Here is a 23,201-nt window from a genome sequence, read left to right as displayed (position 1 = left end):
CTTGGCAGATTGAAAAATTTCCAGAAGAATTGTGCAGAATCACAAAATACGGATTGACACGAAAATATTGACAATATAAGGTAAAAACGATATTATATAGAGATGTAATTGTAATTAAAGTGTCATATCGTGTAATAGTTATGTAACAAATGAAAGTGAGTGTATATGGAACAGAGAAAATCAGCAAGGAGAAGATCGTCTGATGGAACTTCTAATAGAAATATGCGAAGTATCAATAACAGCAGAGAAGTAAGCAGACGGGCTAAGGGGAAGAACCGGTATGCTTATGAAGAAGACCGAAGATCTGCCCGATATTATGATGATGAGGAAGATTACTACAGAGAACGACCGAAAAAGAAATCATCTTCGAATGATAAGAAGAAAAGAAGACCGGAAGAAGACTATCAGAATATAAGAAAGATGTCTGATCCGGAGAATAATAAGAATCGTAAAAATAAACGGCGCAGAGGAAGAAAGAAAAATCGGGTAAGCAGAACGATTGGAATTATACTTGCAATTATCCAGTTTATCCTGTCTGTAGTACTTGCAGTGAATGTGATGCTGTTCAATGTACTTACTTCTACTTATTTCCTGGTACTGATCGGAGTACTGCTGATCCTGCTTGGAATTACCTTGCTGACACAGATAGCGGCAAAAGGAAAAGGAATTGGCGGAAAGATATTCTGTATACTGATCTGCATCATTCTGGGAGTGGGTTCTTTCTATATAGGAAAAGTAAATAATGCATTCCAGAAGATTACCGGAAGCAATAAGAAAACAAGTTCCATGGTAGTTGCGGTAAAGGCGGATGATAATGCAGATACTTTATCAGCAGCAGCCGGATATACATTTGGTGTTCAGTATGCGACTGGTGGAGACCAGACGAAGTCGGCAGTCAAACAGATTGAAAAGGAACTGGGACAGAACATTACTCTTCAGGAATACAGTAATCTGGGAGAAGAAGCACAGGCATTATATGACGGAGAAGTAGATGCGATTATCTACAACTCAGCTTACAGTAATATTATCAAGGAACAGTATTCAACCTTTACAAAGGATACAAAGGTTATTTATAAGCACAATATTGTTGTTGAAATTGAAAGCGATACATCTGATGAAAGCGTTACAAAGCCATTTGCGGTTTATTTGAGTGGTATTGATACAAATGGTGATATCACAGAACAGGGACGAAGCGATGTCAATATCGTAGCGGTTGTTAATCCGACGAGCCATCAGGTATTACTGATTACGACCCCTAGAGATTATTATGTACCAATCCCGGGAGTATCCGGAGGACAGGACGACAAACTGACACATGCAGGAATCTATGGTGTGGATGTGTCTATGCAGACGCTGGAAGAACTTTATGATACAGATATCGAATTTTTCGGAAGAGTTAATTTTACATCTATGACCAGTGTGGTTGATGCACTTGGCGGACTGGATGTTGAATCAGATCTCGAATTTGATACAGGATGGGAGTCGGGTGCAGAGATTCATGTAAATGAAGGAATGAATCATTTTGATGGTATTAGTGCACTTGCTTTTTGCCGTGAACGTCAGGCACTGCCAGACGGGGACAACGGAAGAGGAGTCCATCAGCAGGCAGTTATCACTGCAATCATTAAAAAGATGATGTCACCGGCAATGCTCCGTGGGGCAAGCGATATTATTGAAAGCGTCAGCGATGGTGTGGATACGAACTTTACTTCCAGCCAGATCCAGTCGCTGATCAAGACTCAGCTCAGAACCAATGCAAAATGGAATATTTATTCCGTGGCAGCGGATGGAACCGGGGGAACAGATATCTGCTATTCTTCAGGAGATGAAGAGCTTTATGTAACGTATCCGGATGAAAATTCAGTGGCTGAGATCATTGGATTGATCAAAAAAGTAAAAGACGGAGAAATAATCGAAGGATCCGTAAGTACAGAATAAAAATGAAGAAAAAGTCAAGGTATGATTTGGAAAATATTTTTCAGAATACCTTGACTTTTTTTTTGCAATATACTACAATAAACAAGCGTGCGAAAAACGATGCACTGTTTTTCTGCGCATTTTAAACAGAACTTGTTTAAAATCGTAACCAATTATTACTTCATAGGAGGTGAAAGAGATGCCAACATTTAACCAGTTAGTAAGAAAAGGTCGTCAGACAGCTGTAAAGAAATCTACTGCACCGGCTCTCCAGAAAGGATACAATTCTTTGAAGAAAAGAGCTACAGACACATCTGCACCACAGAAGAGAGGTGTGTGTACAGCAGTTAAGACAGCTACACCGAAGAAACCGAACTCAGCTCTTAGAAAGATCGCCAGAGTACGTCTTTCAAACGGAATCGAAGTAACAAGCTACATCCCAGGAGAAGGTCACAACCTTCAGGAACATAGCGTTGTTCTTATCCGTGGAGGAAGAGTAAAGGACCTTCCGGGTACAAGATACCATATCGTTCGTGGAACACTTGATACAGCAGGTGTTGCAAAGAGACGTCAGGCTCGTTCTAAATACGGAGCAAAGAGACCAAAAGACGCAAAGAAATAAGCACTTGATTTTAGTGTAAAACGAAACTAAATCGTATCACAAACAGAACTATGAGAATAGTTGGTTGCGGGTTTAATTCAGATATCGCCTGCCACGTGGCAGGCATCGGAGATTGTCCCGCCAACGATACACATAGAAAGACACATGTGAGTACCGATGAATTATTCACGCAAAGCAAAGCTTTGCCAATATGTATAAGGAGGGAAGAACCGTGGCACGTAAAGGACATACTCAGAAAAGAGACGTATTAGCGGATCCGTTATACAACAACAAGGTAGTTACAAAGCTTATCAACAACATCATGCTTGACGGTAAGAAAGGTGTAGCTCAGAAAATTGTATACGGAGCATTTGACAAAGTCGCAGAGAAAGCTGAAAAACCAGCTATCGAAGTATTTGAAGAAGCAATGAACAACATCATGCCTGTACTTGAAGTAAAGGCAAGACGTATCGGTGGAGCTACTTATCAGGTACCGATCGAGGTAAGAGCAGACAGAAGACAGGCTCTTGCACTTCGCTGGCTTACACTGTACTCTCGTAACAGAGGCGAGAAGACAATGGAAGAAAGACTTGCAAATGAAATTCTTGATGCGGCTAACAACACTGGCGCATCTGTAAAGAAGAAAGAAGACATGCACAAGATGGCAGAAGCAAACAAAGCATTTGCTCACTATCGTTTCTAATTATAGGAGGAAAAAATCTTGGCTGGAAGAGAATATCCATTAGAGAGAACCAGAAATATCGGTATTATGGCGCATATTGATGCTGGCAAGACCACTCTTACAGAGCGTATCTTATACTATACCGGTGTTAACTATAAGATTGGTGATACTCATGAAGGAACTGCTACCATGGACTGGATGGAACAGGAGCAGGAAAGAGGTATCACAATCACTTCAGCAGCTACAACATGTCATTGGACACTTGAAGATCATACAAAACCGAAAAAAGGTGCTCTTGAGCATCGTATCAATATCATTGATACTCCGGGACACGTTGACTTCACTGTAGAGGTTGAACGTTCACTTCGTGTACTGGATGGTGCTGTAGGTGTATTCTGTGCTAAGGGTGGTGTTGAGCCTCAGTCAGAAAACGTATGGCGTCAGGCAGACACATACAACGTACCAAGAATGGCCTTCATCAACAAGATGGACATCTTAGGTGCAAACTTCTACAATGCTGTAGAACAGATTAAGACAAGATTGGGTAAGAACGCTATCGTTCTTCAGTTACCAATCGGTAAAGAAGATGATTTCAAGGGAATCATCGACCTTATGGAAATGGAAGCTTACATCTACAATGATGACAAGGGTGATGACATCACAGTATGTGAAATCCCGGATGACATGAAAGAAGATGCTGAGCTTTACCATACAGAACTGGTTGAAAAGATTTGCGAATTGGATGACGAACTTATGATGATGTATCTTGAGGACGAAATCCCGACAGTAGATCAGCTCAAAGCAGTTCTTAGAAAAGCTACTTGTGAATGTACAGCAGTACCGGTTTGCTGTGGATCTGCTTACAGAAACAAGGGTGTTCAGAAACTTCTGGATGCAATCGTTGAATATATGCCGGCTCCGACAGACATCCCGCCAATCCAGGGTGTTGACGAAGATGGTAATGAAGTAGTAAGACATTCTTCAGATGAAGAACCTTTCTCTGCACTTGCATTCAAGATCATGACAGACCCGTTCGTAGGTAAGCTTGCATACTTCCGTGTATATTCAGGAACTATGAATTCAGGTTCTTATGTATTGAACGCTACAAAGAATAAAAAAGAACGTGTTGGACGTATCCTTCAGATGCATGCTAACAAGAGAATGGAATTGGATAAAGTATATTCAGGAGATATCGCAGCAGCGATCGGATTCAAGTTTACAACTACAGGTGATACAATCTGTGATGAACAGCATCCGGTAATCCTTGAATCTATGGAATTCCCAGAACCAGTTATCGAGCTCGCTATCGAGCCTAAGACAAAAGCTTCTCAGGGTAAACTTGGTGAATCTCTTGCAAAACTTGCAGAAGAAGACCCAACATTCCGTGCTCATACTGATCAGGAAACAGGTCAGACAATCATCGCCGGAATGGGAGAACTTCATCTTGAAATCATCGTAGACAGACTTCTTCGTGAATTCAAGGTAGAAGCTAACGTAGGTGCTCCGCAGGTTGCATACAAAGAGTCCTTCACAAAAGCAGTTGATGTTGACAGCAAGTATGCTAAACAGTCAGGTGGACGTGGACAGTACGGACACTGTAAAGTTAAATTTGAACCAATGGATGTCAATGGTGAAGAAACATACAAATTCGATTCTACTGTTGTCGGTGGTGCAATTCCGAAGGAATACATTCCGGCTGTAGGCGAAGGTATTGAAGAAGCCATGAAAGCTGGTATTCTTGGTGGATTCCCTGTAGTAGGTATTCATGCAACCGTATATGATGGTTCTTACCATGAAGTCGATTCTTCAGAAATGGCATTCCACATTGCAGGTTCTCTTGCATTCAAAGATGCTATGAAGAAATCTGACCCGGTACTCCTTGAGCCTATCATGAAAGTTGAAGTTACTATGCCGGAAGAGTACATGGGAGATGTTATCGGTGATATCAACTCTCGTCGTGGACGTATCGAAGGTATGGATGACCTCGGCGGTGGAAAGATCGTTAGAGGATATGTTCCGCTTTCAGAAATGTTCGGATACTCTACAGACCTTCGTTCCAGAACTCAGGGACGTGGAAACTACTCAATGTTCTTCGAAAAATATGAGCCAGTTCCGAAGTCTGTTCAGGAAAAGATTTTATCTAACAAAAACGCATAAAAAATACGAAAAAGGCTTGAAAAACTGTACTTTATGAAATATAATCAGTATTAGCCGAGTTAAAACATCGTAAACTAAAATGCCCTATTGGGTGGTATATTTAAGGAGGATATTCAAAATGGCAAAGGCTAAATTTGAAAGAACAAAACCGCATTGTAATATCGGTACCATCGGACACGTTGACCATGGTAAAACAACTCTTACAGCTGCTATCACAAAGACACTTGCAGCAAGAGTACCAGGAAACACAGCAGAGAACTTTGAAGATATCGATAAAGCTCCAGAAGAGAGAGAACGTGGTATCACAATTTCTACAGCTCACGTTGAGTACCAGACAGAGAAACGTCACTATGCACACGTTGACTGCCCAGGACATGCTGACTACGTAAAGAACATGATTACAGGAGCTGCTCAGATGGATGGAGCTATCCTTGTTGTAGCTGCTACTGATGGTGTTATGGCTCAGACAAGAGAGCATATCCTGCTTTCTCGTCAGGTAGGTGTACCGTACATCGTTGTATTCATGAACAAATGTGATATGGTAGACGACGACGAACTTCTTGAACTCGTTGAAATGGAAATCCGTGAACTTCTTGATGAATATGAATTCCCAGGAGATGACACTCCGATCATCCAGGGATCAGCTCTTAAAGCTCTTGAAGATCCGAACGGACCATGGGGAGACAAGATCATGGAACTTATGGATGCAGTTGATTCATACATTCCGGATCCAGAACGTGATACAGACAAACCATTCCTTATGCCTGTAGAAGACGTATTCTCTATCACAGGACGTGGTACAGTTGCTACTGGTAGAGTAGAACGTGGTGTACTTCACGTATCTGATGAAGTAGAAATCGTTGGTATTAAAGAAGAAACACGTAAAGTAGTTGTAACAGGTGTTGAAATGTTCCGTAAACTTCTTGATGAAGCTCAGGCTGGTGACAACATCGGTGCTCTTCTTCGTGGTGTTCAGAGAAACGAAATCGAAAGAGGACAGGTTCTTTGTAAACCAGGTTCAGTAACTTGCCACCACAAGTTTACTGCACAGGTATACGTTCTTACAAAAGATGAAGGTGGACGTCATACTCCATTCTTCAACAACTACAGACCACAGTTCTACTTCCGTACAACAGACGTAACAGGTGTTTGCGAACTTCCAGAAGGAACAGAAATGTGCATGCCTGGTGATAACGTAGAAATGACAATCGAACTGATCCATCCAGTAGCTATGGAACAGGGACTTCGTTTCGCTATCCGTGAAGGTGGACGTACTGTAGGATCAGGACGTGTTGCTACAATCATCGAGTAATACAATCTGAAAATAGATTTGTTATCGCAAGATAACTTGTGTCCAAACGTAAGATACCCCAGAAACCTTGTGTTTCTGGGGTTTTTCTGTACTCTAAGAAAAGAATTGCTTGTAAAATTATCAGATTAGAAACAGTGAAACGTTTATCAGAAAGATGAAATACGGATAAATTTAAAATTGAAAAATCAGTCTAGCGGTGCCAAAACGGTGCCAAAAAGAAACTCCTGCGAATATTTGCTATTCACAGGAGTAATTTTTTTACCAGCCTTTGATCTGTTTGATCTGTTCAGCACGTTCCGGATCACGATGATATTGCAGTTTCAGACGGATCGTTTCCACAACTTCCTGTCTGGCTTCATCATCAAGCTGATAGAACGATGTGAGCAGATTATCTACATCAGGCATACTGTTCTTACCGAAAAGATACATCAACGGGTACATAGAATTTTTTAAATAAGTCTTTACACGGCTTGCGTCTAATGCTCCGTTCAAACCGTCTGGAAGTGTAGGATAAATCTCTTCTTCCTTAATTGTGCCAGAAAATGGACTGGCAGAACATATCTCATTCACATCAATTTGTAATTCATTTGCAAGTCTTAAAGCAAAATCAAATCGAATATTGGAATCTTTTTGAATAATTGAATATAAGGTTGTGGCACTGATTCCGGTTGCCTTTGCAATTTTACGGACATTTGTGCCTTTTTCATCAAGATATTTCTTTAAATTTTTACCGTCACCCATAGAATCCTCCTTTTTCATATATTGCAAAATTACGAAAAACATAAATCTATAGAATATCATAGCACAGACCTGGAATAAAATAAAGAGAAAATAATATACGAAATTCGTAAAAATATGTTTACGAAATATTGACAATGAAATAAATACATGATATTATCAATTTACGAAATTCGTACAGATATAGAAATACAGTAAACGTATTCTGTATCTGGAGAGGAAAGGAGGATGCAGTATGGCAAGCTACAATTATATGATGAGTGCTGATGAAGTGGCACAGGAATTAAACTGCTCAAAATCTTATGCTTATAAACTGGTGAAAGCTATGAATAAGGAACTGGCTGCACAGGGATATATTACGATGGCTGGAAGAATACCAAAGGCGTTTTGGGCAAAAAAGATGTATGGCTATGAAATAGCAGGAAATTAAGGAGGATTAATATGGCTTACAGAGAAAAAGACACAAAAAAATGGACAGCCCAGTGGTTTGAGACAAATGTTATGGGTGAGAAGAAAAAACGCAGAAAGCGTGGATTTGAAACAAAGCGAGAAGCATTGGAGTTTGAACGAAGTAAAAAGTTGAGCACTGAGCGAAGTATGGATATGAAACTGAGCGATTTTATTGAGATTTATTTTTCAGACAAACAGAATGACCTAAAAGATCGAACAATCAAAAATAAAAGATATATGATGCAACAGCATATCGTTCCATACTTTGGAAATCAGATGATGAGTGAGATCAAGGCTTCACAGATTATTCAGTGGCAGAATGAAATTCAGAAAAAAGGATATTCAGATTCTTATCTGAGAATGATTCAGAATCAGTTGACCAGTCTGTTTACACATGCAGCTAAAATATATGATTTGCCAGTTAATCCATGCAAGAAAGTGAAACGAATGGGAAATTCGGATTCGAGAAGTTTGAACTTCTGGACACTGGACGAGTACAAACAGTTTATACAGACAATGGAGCCGGGAACAAGATATTATCTTATATTTGAGATGCTGTTCTGGACTGGGTGCAGGATTGGGGAGCTGCTTGCAATTACAAAAGCTGATATCAATTTTGAAAAGAATCAGCTTAGTATCAATAAGACTTATTACCGAACAGGAATGCAGGATATTATCACAGAACCAAAAACAAAACAGTCCTTTCGAACAATCGAAATTCCAGAATTTTTGAAAGAGGAAATTAAGGAATTTGTAGATGGTCACTACGGAATGCCGGATACAGAAAGATTGTTTCCGGTTGTTCAGGAAGCGGTACAGCATAAGATGAAACGGCAGATTGAACTGGCAGGAGTAAAGAAAATCCGAGTGCATGATCTCAGACACAGTCATGTGGCTTATCTCATTGAGAAAGGTGTAGAACCGTTACTGATCCGGGACAGATTGGGTCATAAAGATATTCGTATCACATTGAATACTTATGGACATCTTTATCCAAATCAGCAGAGGAAGATTGCAAATCTGCTGGATAATGAAAATGCAGTTACCGGATTGGGAGAAGAAAGAGATGAATGTTGAAAAGGCAAAAGAAAAAGCCCAGATAAATAATCTGAGCAAGTTCTCTGATAATCAGATTAACTGATATACCATCTTGGCAGATTCAGTATATCACGAATCGAGAAATACGACAATTCCCGAATATCTGTTCATCAGAGACTTGCCCGGAAGGGCAGGAGGAGATGATGGAATGAATATGAATGAAAAAAACAAAATTAAGAATTGCAGAATAGAACCAAAACTGAAACTGATCAATATGGATTCAGTAGAGGTGGAACAGGTAGAATGGCTGCTTTATCCGTTTATTCCTTATGGAAAAGTGACCATTATACAGGGAGATCCAGGAGAAGGAAAGACAACAATGGTACTTCAGATTATTGCAAAACTGACCAGAGGAGAGCCGATTCTTCCTGTTACTGATACAACAAAAGAAAAACGAAGTGATGAAGTCGGTAGTGAGAATGAAGATCTAGATGCCAAAGATAATATTCAGGAACAGTCTTTTATGTCACCTGTAAATGTGATTTATCAGACAGCGGAAGATGGTCTAGGAGATACTATCAAACCCAGATTACTTGCTGCAGGTGCAGATTGTTCGAGGGTGCTGGTGATTGATGACAGTGACCAGCCACTGACAATGGCAGATGCCAGATTAGAAGAAGCAATCGTGCAGACAAAAGCCAAAATGGTTGTTCTTGATCCGATTCAGGGATTCCTGGGAGCAGAGGTAGACATGCACAGGGCAAATGAGATCAGACCACTGATGAAGCGTATCGCAGTGCTGTCAGAAAAATATCACTGTGCAGTCATTTTAATCGGTCATATGAACAAAAACAGCAACGGCAAATCTTCTTATCGAGGACTTGGCTCCATTGATTTTCAGGCTGCTGCAAGAAGTGTTCTGATTGTCGGGCGAGTGAAAGATGAACCGGAAGTAAGAGTGGTATGTCATACGAAGAGTTCTCTTGCACCGGAAGGAACTTCCATTGCATTCAGACTGGATAAGAATAATGGGTTTGAATGGATTGGAGAATATGATATCAGTGCCGATGAACTTCTTAATGGAGATGGCAGAGGACAGAAAGGTCGGAAAGCAAAAGAATTTCTCCTTGAGATACTGGCAAATGGAGGAATGACTCAGAAGAAAATTGCAGAAAAAGCAGAAGCCAGAGGAATCAAAAGTAAAACGCTATGGAACACCAAACGGGAACTTGAAATTGATTCCGTAAAACGTGGAAACCAATGGTATTGGATGCTGCCAGAATAAAAATGGAAGATGGCAAGATTACCATTTCTTAAGAAGAGGGAATCTTGCCACCTTGAAAGGAGAATAGATGCAAAATAAAAATGTACAGATTCCATACGAGTTATTCTTTCAACTCCTACAATATTTTTTGATGGATAACTACGATGGCGAAGAAATAATCCGGTTGGGATTGGAGAAAAAACTGGATGCAATGGTGAATCGTGAAGTATACAGCAAATCCAAAACAGCACCAACGGAAGAAGAAAGAGAAAAGTTCCGGCAGGAATATCTGGACAGACGGGGAATACCGGAGAACTTTCGATGGTAAAGGTTCTTTCTGAACACTTTATTACAGGAGCGTGTCACGCACCTGTAGATAGCAGACAAGTAGAAAGCTGGTAAGATGTAGTCGGGAGTTGGTTGGTGGAGAAGAGAATTTTCAAAAGGGAGCCCTGATTCAGGGCGTCCCTGCGGAAACGCTAAATGAAAGGAGAATGGCATAATGCGAGAAGGAAGATTAGGATATAACAGTTATAACAAAAGATATGGATTATTATCATCAGATCTATGGATTGATACAGGATTTCACTGTGGAGAATGCCTGGAAGTGTTGCTTGATGATGAATGGGTTCAGACTAGAATGGAAATGAATCCTGCAAGAGAATGGTATCTTGTAGGAACACCGTATTGTGGTGATCTGGAATATATCCGGGCAAGGATACCGGGATAATTCAGTATACAAGTAACGCAGGAGTGAACCGACCAACGGGAGGAATAGCCCCCCGGCAGGGCGCAAGGGTACTTTTGATGGACGGTACGACTGTCGAAAGTGCTTTTGCGTTACTTTTGAAAAAAGTAACAAAACCGCCGTATCCGGCGAAAGTTTCTTAATATCGCTATTACTGGCGTGAATAAAAATTATGTGCCATATCTAGCACTTGATTAGAAAAGAGGTGAGAAACATTATGATAAAACGAACAATTAGCGGTATGATTGGGAAAGGTTCTCTGGCTCATAACAGGAGAGAGTTTTTCGCAGAGAATGTAGACCCAGACAGAGTACAATTAAATATTTGTTACCAGAATGAAAATCTGAAAGAAGTTTACAAAGAGTTATTTGATGATGCTGTGGAGAGATACAATACCGGGAAAAGAAAAGACCGGAAGATTACAAATTACTATGAAAAAATCCGGCAGGGAAAACAGGAAAAGTTGTTCCATGAAGTGATTTTCCAGATTGGAAACCGAGAAGATATGGCTGTTGGAACAGAAGCAGGAGATCTGGCTGTAAACGTACTGGATGAGTATGTAAAAGATTTCCAGAAACGGAATCCGACACTTCGGGTATTTAGTTGCTATCTGCATCAGGATGAGGCTACTCCACATCTCCATATTGACTTTATTCCTTATGTGACGGGCTGGAAAGGAAAAGGAATGGATACCAGAGTTTCACTGAAACAGGCATTAAAAAGTCTTGGATTTCAAGGTGGAAATAAGCATGATACGGAACTGAATCAGTGGATAAATCATGAAAAAGAAGTTCTGGCAGAGACTGCAAAGCAGTATGGAATTGAATGGGAACAGAAAGGTACTCATGAGGAACATCTGGATGTCTATAACTTCAAGAAAAAAGAACGGAAAAAGGAAGTACAGGAATTGGAGCAGGAGAAAGAGCATCTAACTGCTGAAAAAGAAGAATTAACAGCACAAATTGCAGAATCCAGAGCAGATATCCAGAATTTAAAAGACGATAAGGAACAGGCAATCAAGGCGAAGCAAGAAGCAGAACAAAAGGCAGGGAGCGCAGAAAAAGAACTAAAAAGCCTGGAAGATCGCAGAGAACAGCTACAACCGATTATGGATAGTGTGAGCAAAGAAATCAAAGAATATGGAACGGTTAAAATGTTACTGCCGGAGGCGGGCACGCTAGAACGGGCAGTAACCTATCGAGACAAAAAAATTAAACCACTGTTTCTTCAAATAAAGAATAAGGTTGCTGTAATGGCGGCTCAGGTTAAAGAACTCACGAAAGAGGTGGAAGGGTGGAAGAAAAAATATCAAAAGGTGAAACAGAAATATAATGCTATTCAGAGAGAACTGGATGATATACGTAAAGACAATCAGAAATTGTCAGAAGAAAAAGATATATTACAAGGTGTTTCTGATAGGTATGATCGTGTTGTGCGTGTTCTTGGAATAGAAACTGTAGATACAGCAGTACAGCAGGATATTCAAAACGAGAAAGTCCTGGAAGAAAAGCGACGGATGGAGCAAATGCCGAAGGGAAATATTCATGAAAGATTGGCATGGGGAATGAAAAAGAGCGAGATGGAGAATCAGCAGCGTAAGAAAACTAAATCAAAAAACAGAGAAATGGAGAGATAAGATTATGGAAAAACACATTTATGATGAAAAGAACGGATTAAGATATACTTTGCAAGGAGATTATTATTTGCCAGATTTGGCACTGAATGAAGAAGAACCGACATATGGAAAATATGGAATGTTACGAAAACAATTTCTGAAGGAACACAGATCAGCAAAATATCAATACTTGTTGTTGACTGGAAAGCTGACGGAACATCTGAATCAGATCGATCAGGAGAGCAGAGAACAGGTGGAAATGCTTATGGAACAGATGGCAGAAAAACAGGGTGTAACTGAAGAATTAAAGGTACGGAATCAGATGAAGTGGGTTAGGCTGATGAATAATATAAAAGCCAGTGCAGAAGAAATGGTGTTGAGAGAAACACTTTATATATAAGTATTGTTTGTAAAGGACTGAACAGGAAAAGCACAATACTATCCTGCTTATTAAGATTTATTTCACATCTCTTGATTTTTATTACGGTTACTGATATAGTTATTACAGTAACCGTAATAAGGAGGGGATGCTATGAGGGATAATGTGAAAAGTGGTGCACTCACAGAAGTGACATTCTATATTTTGCTTTCACTCTATTCACCTAAACACGGATATGCTGTCATGCAATTCATTGAAGAAAAAACAGGTGGGCGGCTTTCATTGGGAGCAGGTACTTTATATGGTGCATTAAATTCAATGCAGGAAAAGGGATGGATTGAGCTTTTCGGAGATAGTGAAGGTAGAAAAAAAGAGTATCTTATCACTGTAAAAGGAAAGGAGATAGCTGAAAAAGAACTTATCAGACTTCGTGAACTTGTAGGCATTGCAAGCGGAATTGTAGGAGGTACACTATGAGTAAAAAGTGTTATCGTTTTTTTGGTGGGCTATTGACGGTACAGAAAAACTGGCTGAATAAGATGGCTGAAAAAGGTTATCGCCTTATTCGAACGGGGAAATTACTCTATGAATTTGAAAAATGTAAGCCAGGTCAAGTTCAATATTGCGTGGAGTTTATAGGACAAAAATCAAAAGCTAATGCTGAAGATTACCATGATTTCTTGGAAGAAATGGGATATTCCGTATTCTATAAAAATATCAATCTTAATTATTCTGTTGGCAAAGTTCGCTGGCGTCCGTGGGCTGAAATTGGCGGTCGTATTGCAACAAACACTACAACATTTAACAGGGAATTGCTGATTGTAGAAAAAGAAAATGATGGAAAACCTTTTGAACTTCATACGTCCTATGAAGATAGGGCAAATTATTACAGTAATTTGCGAAATCCCTGGCTTTTATTAATGCTTATGCTCGCAGCATTTGCTACCGTAAATCGGTCTGTTATTTTAGGCATAATTGCTGTGATTTTTCTAATTCCTGTCATTATATACCAGTTGCAAATTATGAAAAATAGGCATGAAGCGAAGATGAAGGAGTGGTGATTCAGGATAACAAGGTTGGTTTAACTGATGCAATGTAATACACTGTCGTTTGAGGGTTAGTAGCCCGTTCTTAAATTTGTGGGCAGTTTGTTGCTGATGATATAAATATTAGAGAAAATTAATTGAAAGTTAAAAAAAGAAAGTAATAAGTAAACAAAGGCTCAATTGTAAACATGTATTGGGAACGCTATAATGGAAATAAGGACAGGAGGTGTGAACAATGCGTATTGGTGAGCAGATAAAAAACTATCGAAAAACTGAGGGATTAACACAAGAACAGGTGGCAAATTATCTGGGTGTTTCTACTCCTGCGGTAAATAAATGGGAAAAGGGAAATACATATCCGGATATCTCATTACTTCCAGCTTTGGCACGATTATTGAAAATTGATATGAATGAATTGTTTTCGTTTCGTGAAGAATTGACCGAAAAAGAGATTGGACAATTTGTGAATGAACTTTCGGAAGTTTCATTGGACAGCTTTACAAAGGCTTTCGAGATGGCATCTCGTAAAATACAGGAGTATCCTCATTGCGACTTATTAATTTATACGATCGCAACCGTTCTGAACGGATCTTTGACTTTGTCAGATCTTAATGACGAAGAACGAATGGAATATAATACAGCTATTATTGAGTGGCTGGAACGAACAGCAGATAGTCAGGTTGAAAGAGTGAGAAATTCAAGCGTTTTTATACTTGCAACAAAATATGTCCAAATGGAGAAATATGAAGAAGCAAATGTCCTTTTGAAAAAAATTCCTGATACTGTAATTGATGCAACGATTATGAAAACAAGTGTATTAGCACATCAGGAAGGAACAGATACTGCTGCATTATTCTTAGAAGGGAAATTGCTACAGGCAGTTATCAATATCCAAAGCTACTTGTATAAGTTAATAGAAATGGAAGAAGAGACAGGAAATCATGATAAAGCAGAGAAAATTGCTGAGATTACAGATCACATGATATCATTGTTTGGACTATGGAATTACGGCAACACAGTGCCATATCTGCTGATTGCTGGATATCGAAAAGATGTAGAAAAATGTATCCAGTTAATTAAGCGATTATTAAGTGAATCACAGAAGCCTTGGAATATGACACAATCCCCTTTGTATTACAGGTATGAAGATACTGCACAGGGAAAAGCTTTTTCGGGAGTTGGAAAAAATTTTGTTCGTGAATTGTATTCGGAAATTGAAAATAAGAAAGAGTATGAATTCTTGAGAGGGAATAAGGAACTCGAATTAATTTTTGAGGAACACTTGAAATAGGTTGTAAAAATGTATGGAAATAGATATAGTTGAGAAAGAAGAAAATTTTTGACATTTCCACAGATGCGTGCTAATATGATTATAGAAAAAGAGTGCTACCGATAGACGGTTAGTCCGTTTTACTATTTAGAATATCATCAAAGATAACCGCTTAGTTTACCAGACCAGGGCGGTTATTTTTGTGGTTTATGATTATCTTTGCCTAATGTATATCCGATACTAAAGCAGGTTAAGCCGAAGCTCACTACTGCTATGAAGTCAATAATACTCATTGGCTTAGCCCTCCTTTCCAATGGATTCCTTTACAGGTTTCTATGTAATCAGAGGGTCACAGTCCCTCTGGAGAAGGACTAACCGCCTACCGTTATGGTAGCACCCATGTTTCGATTATAACAGTTAAAAATTACCGGTGCAATATAAAGTTGGTAGAGAAGTATCTAGTATCTACAAAAGAAAATCGGTTTGAGTATTCTCCGGTGCCAAAACGGTGCCAAGAAATCAGGCAAATCAAAATAGGTGGTGCAATTCAGCCGTTTTTCACTGTATTTTGGAGAGAAAACCATAAAAAATATGAGGTAAAACGGGATTAAAGTATCGTGAAGGTGGACGTACTGTAGGATCAGGACGTGTTGCTACAATCATCGAGTAATATTCGTGATGGCATTGAGCCGTGCAATAAGTAAATAATATCAGGGAAGAGTGCTTGCATTTCTTCCCTGTATTTTTTTACTTATTTATAGGGCGAAATCCCGCGAGTGAATGAGTTAGTCGAAAAATCCCACGCTATATCTGATTTTTCTGAATCAAATAAATCTTAAGAGCAAGTTCTATTTCCGTATGTCTGGAATTATCTCTCAAATCAATTTCAAGTAAATCACAAATTTTCTGAAACCGATATTTCACAGAATTATAATGTAAAAAAAGCTTTTCAGATGCCAGCTTTAAATTCCATCCACAGTTGATGATAGACTGTAGTGTTTCAATCAGGTTTGCATGATGCTGGTCATCGTATTGCTGCAGAGGCTTTACATATTTATCGCAGAATTCAATTGCCTCGTTATTGGATGAAATAGAAAATAATAAACGATAGATTCCAATCTGATCATAAAAGAACAGACGGTTAAATTGCTGAATCTGATAGACAGTCTGGATGACCTGCTTTGCCTGTTGGTAGCTGTTGTGAATATTGATAATGTCATCTACATACATTCCAACTCCCATTGAAATAGTAAAAGGAACGGCGTTCAACAGACTGTGCTGGATTTGACTGAATGTATCTGCAAGGGTTTTACGGGCGCTGACAGGCAATTTTCCAGTGATCAGAAAAGCAATAAAGTCACTCTGTGAATAATAAATAGTGGAAGGGAATGCCTGCTTGATACACTTAATAGAAGTATCAAAAATCCGGTCTGTATATTTCTGAAGCTTTTCATTTGTTCCGGTATCCAGATCACGCAGATAATACTTTTTAATATTGTTTATATCGATGATCGCAACAAATCCGCCGCCGTCCAGATCCCAGCCGTATAAATGGGCACGTGTATTGATCTCTTCACGTGTTTTGACGTTGTTAAGCATTAGATCACCTACAAAAGAAGAGTAATATTTCTCTTCGATCATCCGGTTACTGATTCGGATCTGCATACGCAGGATAATTACGATACTGGCATATTCGATCGCTGTTTTGTAGATATTGGAGTCAGTATCCGGATATGTCCGGTCAGAACGGTCAGAAAGAAGCATAATATATCCAAATTTCTGCTCTTTATTGACAACGTCGATACACTGATATTTCTCTCGGTATTCATTTAAAATAATTTCATATGATAATCCCTTCAGATAAAGACTATCCTCGCTTACATTTTCAGAAAAATATACTTTGTGGAAAACAGTATCAACATAGGCAGTTGGTTCCTGGATCAGAGTACTCAGTGTCTGCAAAATTTGATGGATAGAGCGGTCATTTATTGCCAGTTCCAGGAAACTCTCGTGAATCTTGGAAGATTCTTTTAGCTGCTCCGCCTGTTTGGATATAATTCCGGACAGAGTTGGATTGATAATGTCGGCAAATGCGTAGATTGCCGGACAGTAGATCAGTGGCAAAGCTTTTTCATCACAAAGTTTTTTGGCATTTTCCGGAATAACCTTTATGTATCGGTCCGATTTGACAATTAGTGCACTGATATTTCTTGACAACAGCTTGCTGATGAAATCAAGAAAAGCATTAGGCGTCTTTTCCAGGGCATAGGTCGTTGTGATCACAACTTCATTTCCTTTTAACCACTGGAAGCCATCCGGAGTATCAACGACGGTTACTGTGGAGATTTCTCTGTGTACACCGAGATTTCCGGAAATAAGTTTTAATCCCTTAATAGTTGGCAGTTCTAATAGTTCTTCGACAGTCATTTTTAGTCTCCTTGTAATAAAATTGTATCTCAAATACAAAAACTGATAAAATAATTATATCACAAATACAAAAAAATGATGTCGAATATAAAAAAATCAAGATAAATTTGTACATGATATATATAGAAAGAAAAGTTATTAAGTTGTAAACTTATCATCAACAAGAGGAAACTGGATAACAAAAAAGGAACATGAAAGAAGAAAGGAAGAGAGTATATGGATTATGTAGAGATTTCTAATTCAATGATCGTGTATTTGCTTTGTGGTATTACTGTAGCAATTGCATTTGTCCAGGCTGTTCTTTATATCCGAATGGCAAAGAAAATGACAGTGAAGGCAAACATTCCGACAACAGTGCCGAAGACAGCATTCAGAGTCGGTCTCATTTCCGCAATCGGACCTGCACTTGGTGTATTTATCGTAATGGTTGGTCTTATGACTTCGATCGGAGGTCCAATGGCATGGCAGAGACTTTCCATCATTGGTGCAGCACCGACAGAGCTTACTGCAGCAACGCTTGGTGCTGAAGCGGCAGGCGCAGAGCTTGGAGGAGCTGGATTTACACTGAAAGTTATGGCTGTCAGCTGGTTCGTAATGGCACTCAACGGAGCCGGATGGCTGGTTGTAACAGGTCTTTTTACACCTGCACTTGAAAACTTAAGAACAAAGATGAGCGGTGGCGATTCAAAATGGCTGGTTGTAATGAGTGGGGCCTGTTCACTTGGTATCTTCGGTTATCTGGATGTCAACGAAATTGGTAAAGGATGGGGAAATGCAGCAGCCGTTGCCGGTGGTATTATCGGAATGGCAATCCTTGAAAAATTTGTAGCAAAGAAAGTTCCAAAAATCAGAGAGTACAATCTTGGTATTGCAATGATCATCGGAATGTTATTTGCAATCATCTATGATATGGCAGTTGGAGCATAGGAGGGTATGATTATGGAAAATAAAGAATTAATGTCAGAATGGAAAAAGAATAGTATTAGAATCGGTACTCCTACAAACCTGCTCGCAGCATTTACATCATTTATACCGGTTATCTGGCTGTGTATTACCTATAACTGCTGGCCGGATCCGAAAGTAGTACTTGCAGGATGGGGAATGGTTGCATTATCATTTGGTGCATTCTATGTTGTTGAACCAATTTCTTACTATGCAGCTCTTGGACTTACTGGTACATACTTAAGTTTCCTTTCAGGAAATATCGGTAACATGCGAGTTCCATGTGCAACAATGGCTCTTGAAACGACGGAGAGTGAACCAGGAACGCTTCAGGCAGAGGTGGCTTCTACAATGGCAATCTGTGGTTCTATTATTACAAACCTGATTGCTACAACAGCAGCTGTTTTAGTAGGATCAGCAGTTGTATCCGTACTTCCAGATGTTATTGTATCCGCTCTTACAAAATATGCAGCAGGTGCAATTTTTGGAGGAACTTTTGGAACCTATGCATTGAAATATCCTAAAGTTGCCATCTTTGGCATGGGACTTCCGCTTATCCTTAAATTTACGATTGCTCCTCCGGCATGGGTACTTATCGTTGTGTCTGTATTCGGAAGCCTTGGATTTGCAAGACTGTTATATGTAAAAGAAAAGAAAACTGCTTAGCGGGAAATGAATAAAAAGCAAAAGATTCATAGAGAAAAGAGGGAATAAGCATGAGTATGTGGAAAGAATGTGAAGGTTTACAGGAAGAACTCGTAAAAATGCGAAGAGAACTGCATCAGATTCCGGAATTTGGTCTTGATCTTCCGGAAACGCAGAAATATGTAACAGATAAACTGGATGAACTCGGAATTCCTTATAAATGTTCAGGAACAGACAGTAGTATCATTGCAGAGATCAAGGGCGGGCAGCCAGGTAAGACGGTTGCACTCCGTGCAGATATGGATGCACTTAAGATTACGGAGGCAAATGATGTCGATTATAAGTCCAAACATGAAGGTCTGATGCATGCCTGTGGACATGACAATCATATTACAATGCTTCTTGGAGCCGCAAAAGTTTTAAATGCACACAAAGCAGAGATTAAAGGAAATGTAAGGCTTTTGTTCCAGACAGCAGAAGAATTATCCAAAGGTGCAGAGATTATGATCAAAGATGGCGCAATGGATGGTGTAGACGCTGTATTTGGACAGCATATTGGAAGTATCATCAACAAAGATATCCCGGCAGGAAAGGTCATTATTACTCCTGGATGTTGTATGGCATCATTCGACAGATTTGTGATCCATGTAAAAGGAACTGGCTGTCATGGATCTACTCCGGAAAAAGGAACAGACCCGATTACAATGGCGTCTCATATTGTAATTAACCTGCAGGAAATCATTGCACGTGAAGTTTCCGCAGTAAAAGCTGCAGTTGTAACAATTGGTTATTTCCATGGTGGTGTTGCTTATAATGCAATTCCAAGCGAAGTAGAAATCGAAGGAACGATCCGGGCACTGGAAGAGCCAATAAGACAGTACCTTGCAAAACGAATTGAAGAGATTGCAAAGAGTACAGCGGCAACATTCAGAGGAACAGCAGAAGTTGAGATGGACTGGGGAGCACCTCCGGTAATCAATAACGATGAGATGGCAGCACTTGTAACTGAAGCCGCAAAAGAAGTTGTAGGTGAAGAGGATGTTGTAAGTAAAGTTCCGGCACCAAATATGGCAGGAGAGGATTTTGCATACTACTTACAGAAAGCACCCGGAGCATTTTTCTTCCTTAGTTCTTCTAATCCGGTAAAGCATACGGATGTTCCTCATCATAATCCACACTTTAATGTAGATGAAGACGTGCTCTACAAAGGATCAGCAATGTTTGTAAAGATTGTAGAAGCTTATCTGAAGTAGTATAATAAAGCAAAAAAGGCAGGATAAGAGTATGAATGCACAGATGATGATTTTATTGTATGCGGTACTATTGTTTGTAGTGATCTATTTTATGATGGTAGTTCCGGGAAAGAAAAAGAATAAAAAAATGCAGGAACTCCATGATTCGATCAAGGTTGGAGATGAGGTTCTTACAATGGGAGGGATTATCGCAACAGTAAAAGAACGGGATGGTGAAATCCTTACAGTAGAGATTGATCCGGAAAAAGAAATCTGTATGAAAATTCTGGTCTATTCTGTATCTACGATTCGTAAATAAGAGCTAAGAGCAAAGGGTGTTTCTCTGTAATATACCAGAAAAACACCCTTTTTAGTATGTTTGTGTGCAAGAAAAACTGCCAGTAGCAGTTTTTTTGTAGTTTATAGTTTTTGGAAAATAGTAAAAAATTAACCATGCTAAAAATGACCAAAATTCATTTTTTAATTATGAAATTATTGTGACTATTTGATATTGACCATCAGTCATTTTTTTGTATAATATTCTATAGAATAAAAATGTAAAGACAGGGAGATGATTATTGTGGTCAAAGCGGGAAAATGGATAGCAAAACACAGATTTATAATTTTGTTACTGGGGATACTGCTTTTGATTCCGTCATTTATTGGAATGGCGAAGACAAGAATTAACTACGACTTGCTCAGTTACCTTCCGGAATCACTGGAAACAGTAGAAGGACAGGATGTTATGGTGGATGAATATGGTATGGGTGCATTCGCCATGGTTGTTGTAGAGGATACGGACATGAAAGATATCCAGAAGCTGGCAGACCAGTTTAATAAGGTTGATCATGTCGAAAAAGTATTATGGTATGGTGATGTGGCAGATCTTTCACTGCCGGTAGAGATGATACCATCCGATTTGAGAAAAGCCTTCTACAACGGAGATGCAACACTGATGCTCGCATTATTTGACAATACGACTTCATCTGACGAAGCAATGAATGCAGTCGGTGAGATGCGTAAGATTGCCAGCAAACAGTGTTTTATTGCAGGTATGACAGGTGTTGTAGCCGATATCAAGAATGTAGCAATGAAAGAAGTCCCGATTTATGTTGTAATTGCGGCAATTCTTTCTTTTCTGGTGCTGGAAATTACCGGAGAATCCTTCCTGGTACCGATTTTTTTCTTGATCAGTATAGGTGCAGCAATTGTATATAATCTGGGAAGTAACATTTTCCTTGGCGAGATCTGTTACGTTACAAAAGCGCTGACGGCGGTATTGCAGCTGGGTGTTACGATGGATTACTCCATTTTCCTGCTGAATAGCTACGAAGAGAACAAGCGCCGTTTCCCGGGAGATAAGAACCGTGCGATGGGACATGCGATTTCTAATACATTCAAATCCATTGTAGGAAGTTCTGTCACCACAGTAGCAGGATTTGTAGCTCTTTGTGTTATGACATTTGCACTTGGTCGTGATCTTGGTATTGTTATGGCAAAAGGTGTTATCATTGGAGTGCTTTGCTGTGTAACAATCCTTCCGGCAATGATTCTTATCTTTGATAAACCGATTGAAAAAACCAAGCATAAACCGCTGATCAAGAGCATGGATAAGGTTTCAGCATTTATCACCAAACATTACAAAGTATGGATCGTTGCTTTCCTGATCTTGCTTATTCCTGCTATTTATGGCAATAATCATACAAAAATTTATTATAATATTGCACAGTCACTTCCACAGTCACTTCCATCAAATGTGGCAAACAGTGAACTGAAAGATGACTTTGATATGAGTACAATGCATATAGTTATGTTGGATAAAGACATGGATGCCAAAGAGAAAAAGGCAATGATGAGTGAAATTGATGATGTCAAAGGTGTAAAATGGACACTTGGACTTAACTCCATCGTTGGATCTTCTATTCCGGAATCGATGATCCCGGATGATGTAAAGAGTATGCTTCAGGGTAAGGATACCGAGTTGATGTTTGTATGTACCAAGTATGAGTCTGCAACTCCGCAGGTCAACAAACAGATCAAACAGATTGATAAGATTGTAAAATCCTATGATAAGTCTGGAATGGTAATCGGTGAAGCACCACTGATGAAAGACCTGCAGGATGTAACAGATATCGATCTGACAAGGGTTAACGTTATTTCAATCGCAGCAATCTTTATTATCATTTTGCTTATATTTAAATCCATCTCGCTTCCGATCATTCTGGTTTCGGTTATCGAGTTTGCGATTACGATTAATATGGCGATTCCGTTCTATCAGGGCAAGAGTCTTCCGTTCGTTGCAAGTATCGTTATCGGAGCAATCCAGCTGGGAGCAACCGTTGATTATGCAATCCTTATGACGACCAGATATCAGAAAGAACGTATGAAAGGCAAGAGTAAGAAAGAATCTGTTGCGATTGCACACAGAATCAGTATGCCATCGATCATTACTAGTGGACTGAGCTTTTTTGCGGCAACATTTGGTGTGACTTGTTATACACAGGTTGATATGATCGGTTCTATCTGTGAACTTCTTTCAAGGGGAGCGATCATCAGTGTGATCGTAGTACTGACTGTCCTTCCGGCAATGTTCCTGATCTTTGATCCGGTCATCTGCAGAACAACTGCTGGATACAGAGTGAAAAAAGATAAAAGTAAAACAGTTGCAGAGCCGACAGCATAGGCTCTGCTGAAAAGGGAGCAGGCTTAACTGATTGAAATCAGTAAAAAGCCTGTTC

Annotated in this window: 22 protein-coding genes; 20 read left to right on the top strand and 2 right to left on the bottom strand. The window is 39.4% G+C overall.

What is annotated here, in order from left to right; translation table 11 throughout:
• Positions 1-165 precede the first annotated feature (165 nt).
• The 5 genes from PG418_RS06620 to tuf all read left to right on the top strand — a co-directional run bounded on the left by PG418_RS06620 (position 166) and on the right by tuf (position 6,669).
• Entirely contained in the window at positions 166-1,938 is a 1,773-nt protein-coding gene (locus tag PG418_RS06620; RefSeq protein WP_147574828.1) for an LCP family protein, read from the top strand.
• 178 nt (positions 1,939-2,116) lie between these two features.
• The gene (gene rpsL / locus PG418_RS06615) at positions 2,117-2,539 is read left to right on the top strand and encodes a 30S ribosomal protein S12 (RefSeq protein WP_008373516.1); all 423 of its coding nucleotides are present in this window, start codon (positions 2,117-2,119) and stop codon (positions 2,537-2,539) included.
• A gap of 211 nt (positions 2,540-2,750) precedes the next feature.
• On the top strand, positions 2,751-3,221 hold the full coding sequence (rpsG, locus tag PG418_RS06610) for a 30S ribosomal protein S7 (RefSeq protein ID WP_207642082.1): 471 nt from the start codon (positions 2,751-2,753) through the stop codon (positions 3,219-3,221).
• Between the two features lie 18 nt (positions 3,222-3,239).
• Positions 3,240-5,357: an elongation factor G gene (gene fusA / locus PG418_RS06605; protein ID WP_044999122.1), complete on the top strand. Its 2,118-nt coding sequence runs from the start codon at positions 3,240-3,242 to the stop codon at positions 5,355-5,357.
• A gap of 118 nt (positions 5,358-5,475) precedes the next feature.
• On the top strand, positions 5,476-6,669 hold the full coding sequence (gene tuf / locus PG418_RS06600; protein WP_498837245.1) for an elongation factor Tu: 1,194 nt from the start codon (positions 5,476-5,478) through the stop codon (positions 6,667-6,669).
• A gap of 258 nt (positions 6,670-6,927) precedes the next feature.
• Here tuf and PG418_RS06595 read toward each other — a convergent pair whose 3' ends face one another.
• Positions 6,928-7,410, bottom strand: a complete 483-nt coding sequence (locus PG418_RS06595; RefSeq protein WP_015541737.1) for a helix-turn-helix domain-containing protein — start codon at positions 7,408-7,410, stop codon at positions 6,928-6,930.
• A gap of 232 nt (positions 7,411-7,642) precedes the next feature.
• On the opposite strand from PG418_RS06595, the gene PG418_RS06590 reads away from it, so the two are divergent.
• The 10 genes from PG418_RS06590 (at position 7,643) to PG418_RS06545 (ending at position 15,238) form a co-directional block, all read left to right on the top strand.
• Positions 7,643-7,837: a hypothetical protein gene (locus tag PG418_RS06590; RefSeq protein ID WP_055258613.1), complete on the top strand. Its 195-nt coding sequence runs from the start codon at positions 7,643-7,645 to the stop codon at positions 7,835-7,837.
• 11 nt (positions 7,838-7,848) lie between these two features.
• Positions 7,849-8,934 carry a site-specific integrase gene (locus PG418_RS06585; RefSeq protein ID WP_055258611.1) on the top strand — a complete coding sequence of 362 codons (1,086 nt, stop codon included), beginning with the start codon at positions 7,849-7,851 and terminating at the stop codon, positions 8,932-8,934.
• Positions 8,935-9,103: 169 nt separating this feature from the next.
• Positions 9,104-10,180 (top strand): AAA family ATPase, encoded by a 1,077-nt coding sequence (locus tag PG418_RS06580; protein WP_182389691.1) that lies wholly within the window; start codon positions 9,104-9,106, stop codon positions 10,178-10,180.
• A 67-nt stretch (positions 10,181-10,247) separates the two neighbouring features.
• Positions 10,248-10,487 carry a hypothetical protein gene (locus PG418_RS06575; RefSeq protein WP_055258607.1) on the top strand — a complete coding sequence of 80 codons (240 nt, stop codon included), beginning with the start codon at positions 10,248-10,250 and terminating at the stop codon, positions 10,485-10,487.
• 174 nt (positions 10,488-10,661) lie between these two features.
• Entirely contained in the window at positions 10,662-10,889 is a 228-nt protein-coding gene (locus PG418_RS06570) for a DUF5348 domain-containing protein (protein ID WP_055258605.1), read from the top strand.
• 235 nt (positions 10,890-11,124) lie between these two features.
• Entirely contained in the window at positions 11,125-12,543 is a 1,419-nt protein-coding gene (locus tag PG418_RS06565; RefSeq protein WP_118224601.1) for a plasmid recombination protein, read from the top strand.
• Positions 12,544-12,547: 4 nt separating this feature from the next.
• Positions 12,548-12,922: a TnpV protein gene (locus PG418_RS06560; protein WP_117767282.1), complete on the top strand. Its 375-nt coding sequence runs from the start codon at positions 12,548-12,550 to the stop codon at positions 12,920-12,922.
• Positions 12,923-13,054: 132 nt separating this feature from the next.
• Positions 13,055-13,378, top strand: coding sequence for a PadR family transcriptional regulator (locus tag PG418_RS06555; RefSeq protein WP_055056227.1), 324 nt, complete (start codon positions 13,055-13,057; stop codon positions 13,376-13,378).
• Positions 13,375-13,962, top strand: coding sequence for a DUF2812 domain-containing protein (locus PG418_RS06550; RefSeq protein WP_118224602.1), 588 nt, complete (start codon positions 13,375-13,377; stop codon positions 13,960-13,962). Before PG418_RS06555 ends, PG418_RS06550 begins: the two co-directional genes overlap by 4 nt.
• A gap of 220 nt (positions 13,963-14,182) precedes the next feature.
• Positions 14,183-15,238, top strand: coding sequence for a helix-turn-helix domain-containing protein (locus PG418_RS06545; protein WP_118593911.1), 1,056 nt, complete (start codon positions 14,183-14,185; stop codon positions 15,236-15,238).
• A gap of 783 nt (positions 15,239-16,021) precedes the next feature.
• On the opposite strand, the gene PG418_RS06540 is transcribed toward PG418_RS06545, so the two are convergent.
• Positions 16,022-17,644 carry a PucR family transcriptional regulator gene (locus tag PG418_RS06540; protein WP_195255530.1) on the bottom strand — a complete coding sequence of 541 codons (1,623 nt, stop codon included), beginning with the start codon at positions 17,642-17,644 and terminating at the stop codon, positions 16,022-16,024.
• 216 nt (positions 17,645-17,860) lie between these two features.
• On the opposite strand from PG418_RS06540, the gene PG418_RS06535 reads away from it, so the two are divergent.
• The 5 genes from PG418_RS06535 (at position 17,861) to PG418_RS06515 (ending at position 23,146) form a co-directional block, all read left to right on the top strand.
• Positions 17,861-18,571, top strand: a complete 711-nt coding sequence (locus PG418_RS06535) for a DUF5058 family protein (protein ID WP_195255529.1) — start codon at positions 17,861-17,863, stop codon at positions 18,569-18,571.
• A 12-nt stretch (positions 18,572-18,583) separates the two neighbouring features.
• A complete protein-coding gene (locus PG418_RS06530; RefSeq protein WP_022219995.1) occupies positions 18,584-19,252 on the top strand; it encodes a hypothetical protein in 669 nt (222 codons plus the stop codon).
• Positions 19,253-19,308: 56 nt separating this feature from the next.
• Positions 19,309-20,484, top strand: a complete 1,176-nt coding sequence (locus tag PG418_RS06525) for a M20 metallopeptidase family protein (protein ID WP_044999150.1) — start codon at positions 19,309-19,311, stop codon at positions 20,482-20,484.
• A gap of 31 nt (positions 20,485-20,515) precedes the next feature.
• Positions 20,516-20,782, top strand: coding sequence for a preprotein translocase subunit YajC (yajC, locus tag PG418_RS06520; RefSeq protein ID WP_008373617.1), 267 nt, complete (start codon positions 20,516-20,518; stop codon positions 20,780-20,782).
• 252 nt (positions 20,783-21,034) lie between these two features.
• The gene (locus tag PG418_RS06515; protein ID WP_173692467.1) at positions 21,035-23,146 is read left to right on the top strand and encodes an efflux RND transporter permease subunit; all 2,112 of its coding nucleotides are present in this window, start codon (positions 21,035-21,037) and stop codon (positions 23,144-23,146) included.
• The last annotated feature ends 55 nt before the right edge of the window (positions 23,147-23,201 follow it).

Origin of the sequence: Bariatricus sp. TF06-38A, assembly GCF_027690675.1 — a bacterium.
In the GTDB taxonomy this organism is placed as follows: Bacteria; Bacillota; Clostridia; order Lachnospirales; family Lachnospiraceae; genus Allocoprococcus; species Allocoprococcus comes.
Note: the sequence above shows the minus strand (reverse complement) of the source record. Positions and strands in the feature narration are given on the sequence as shown.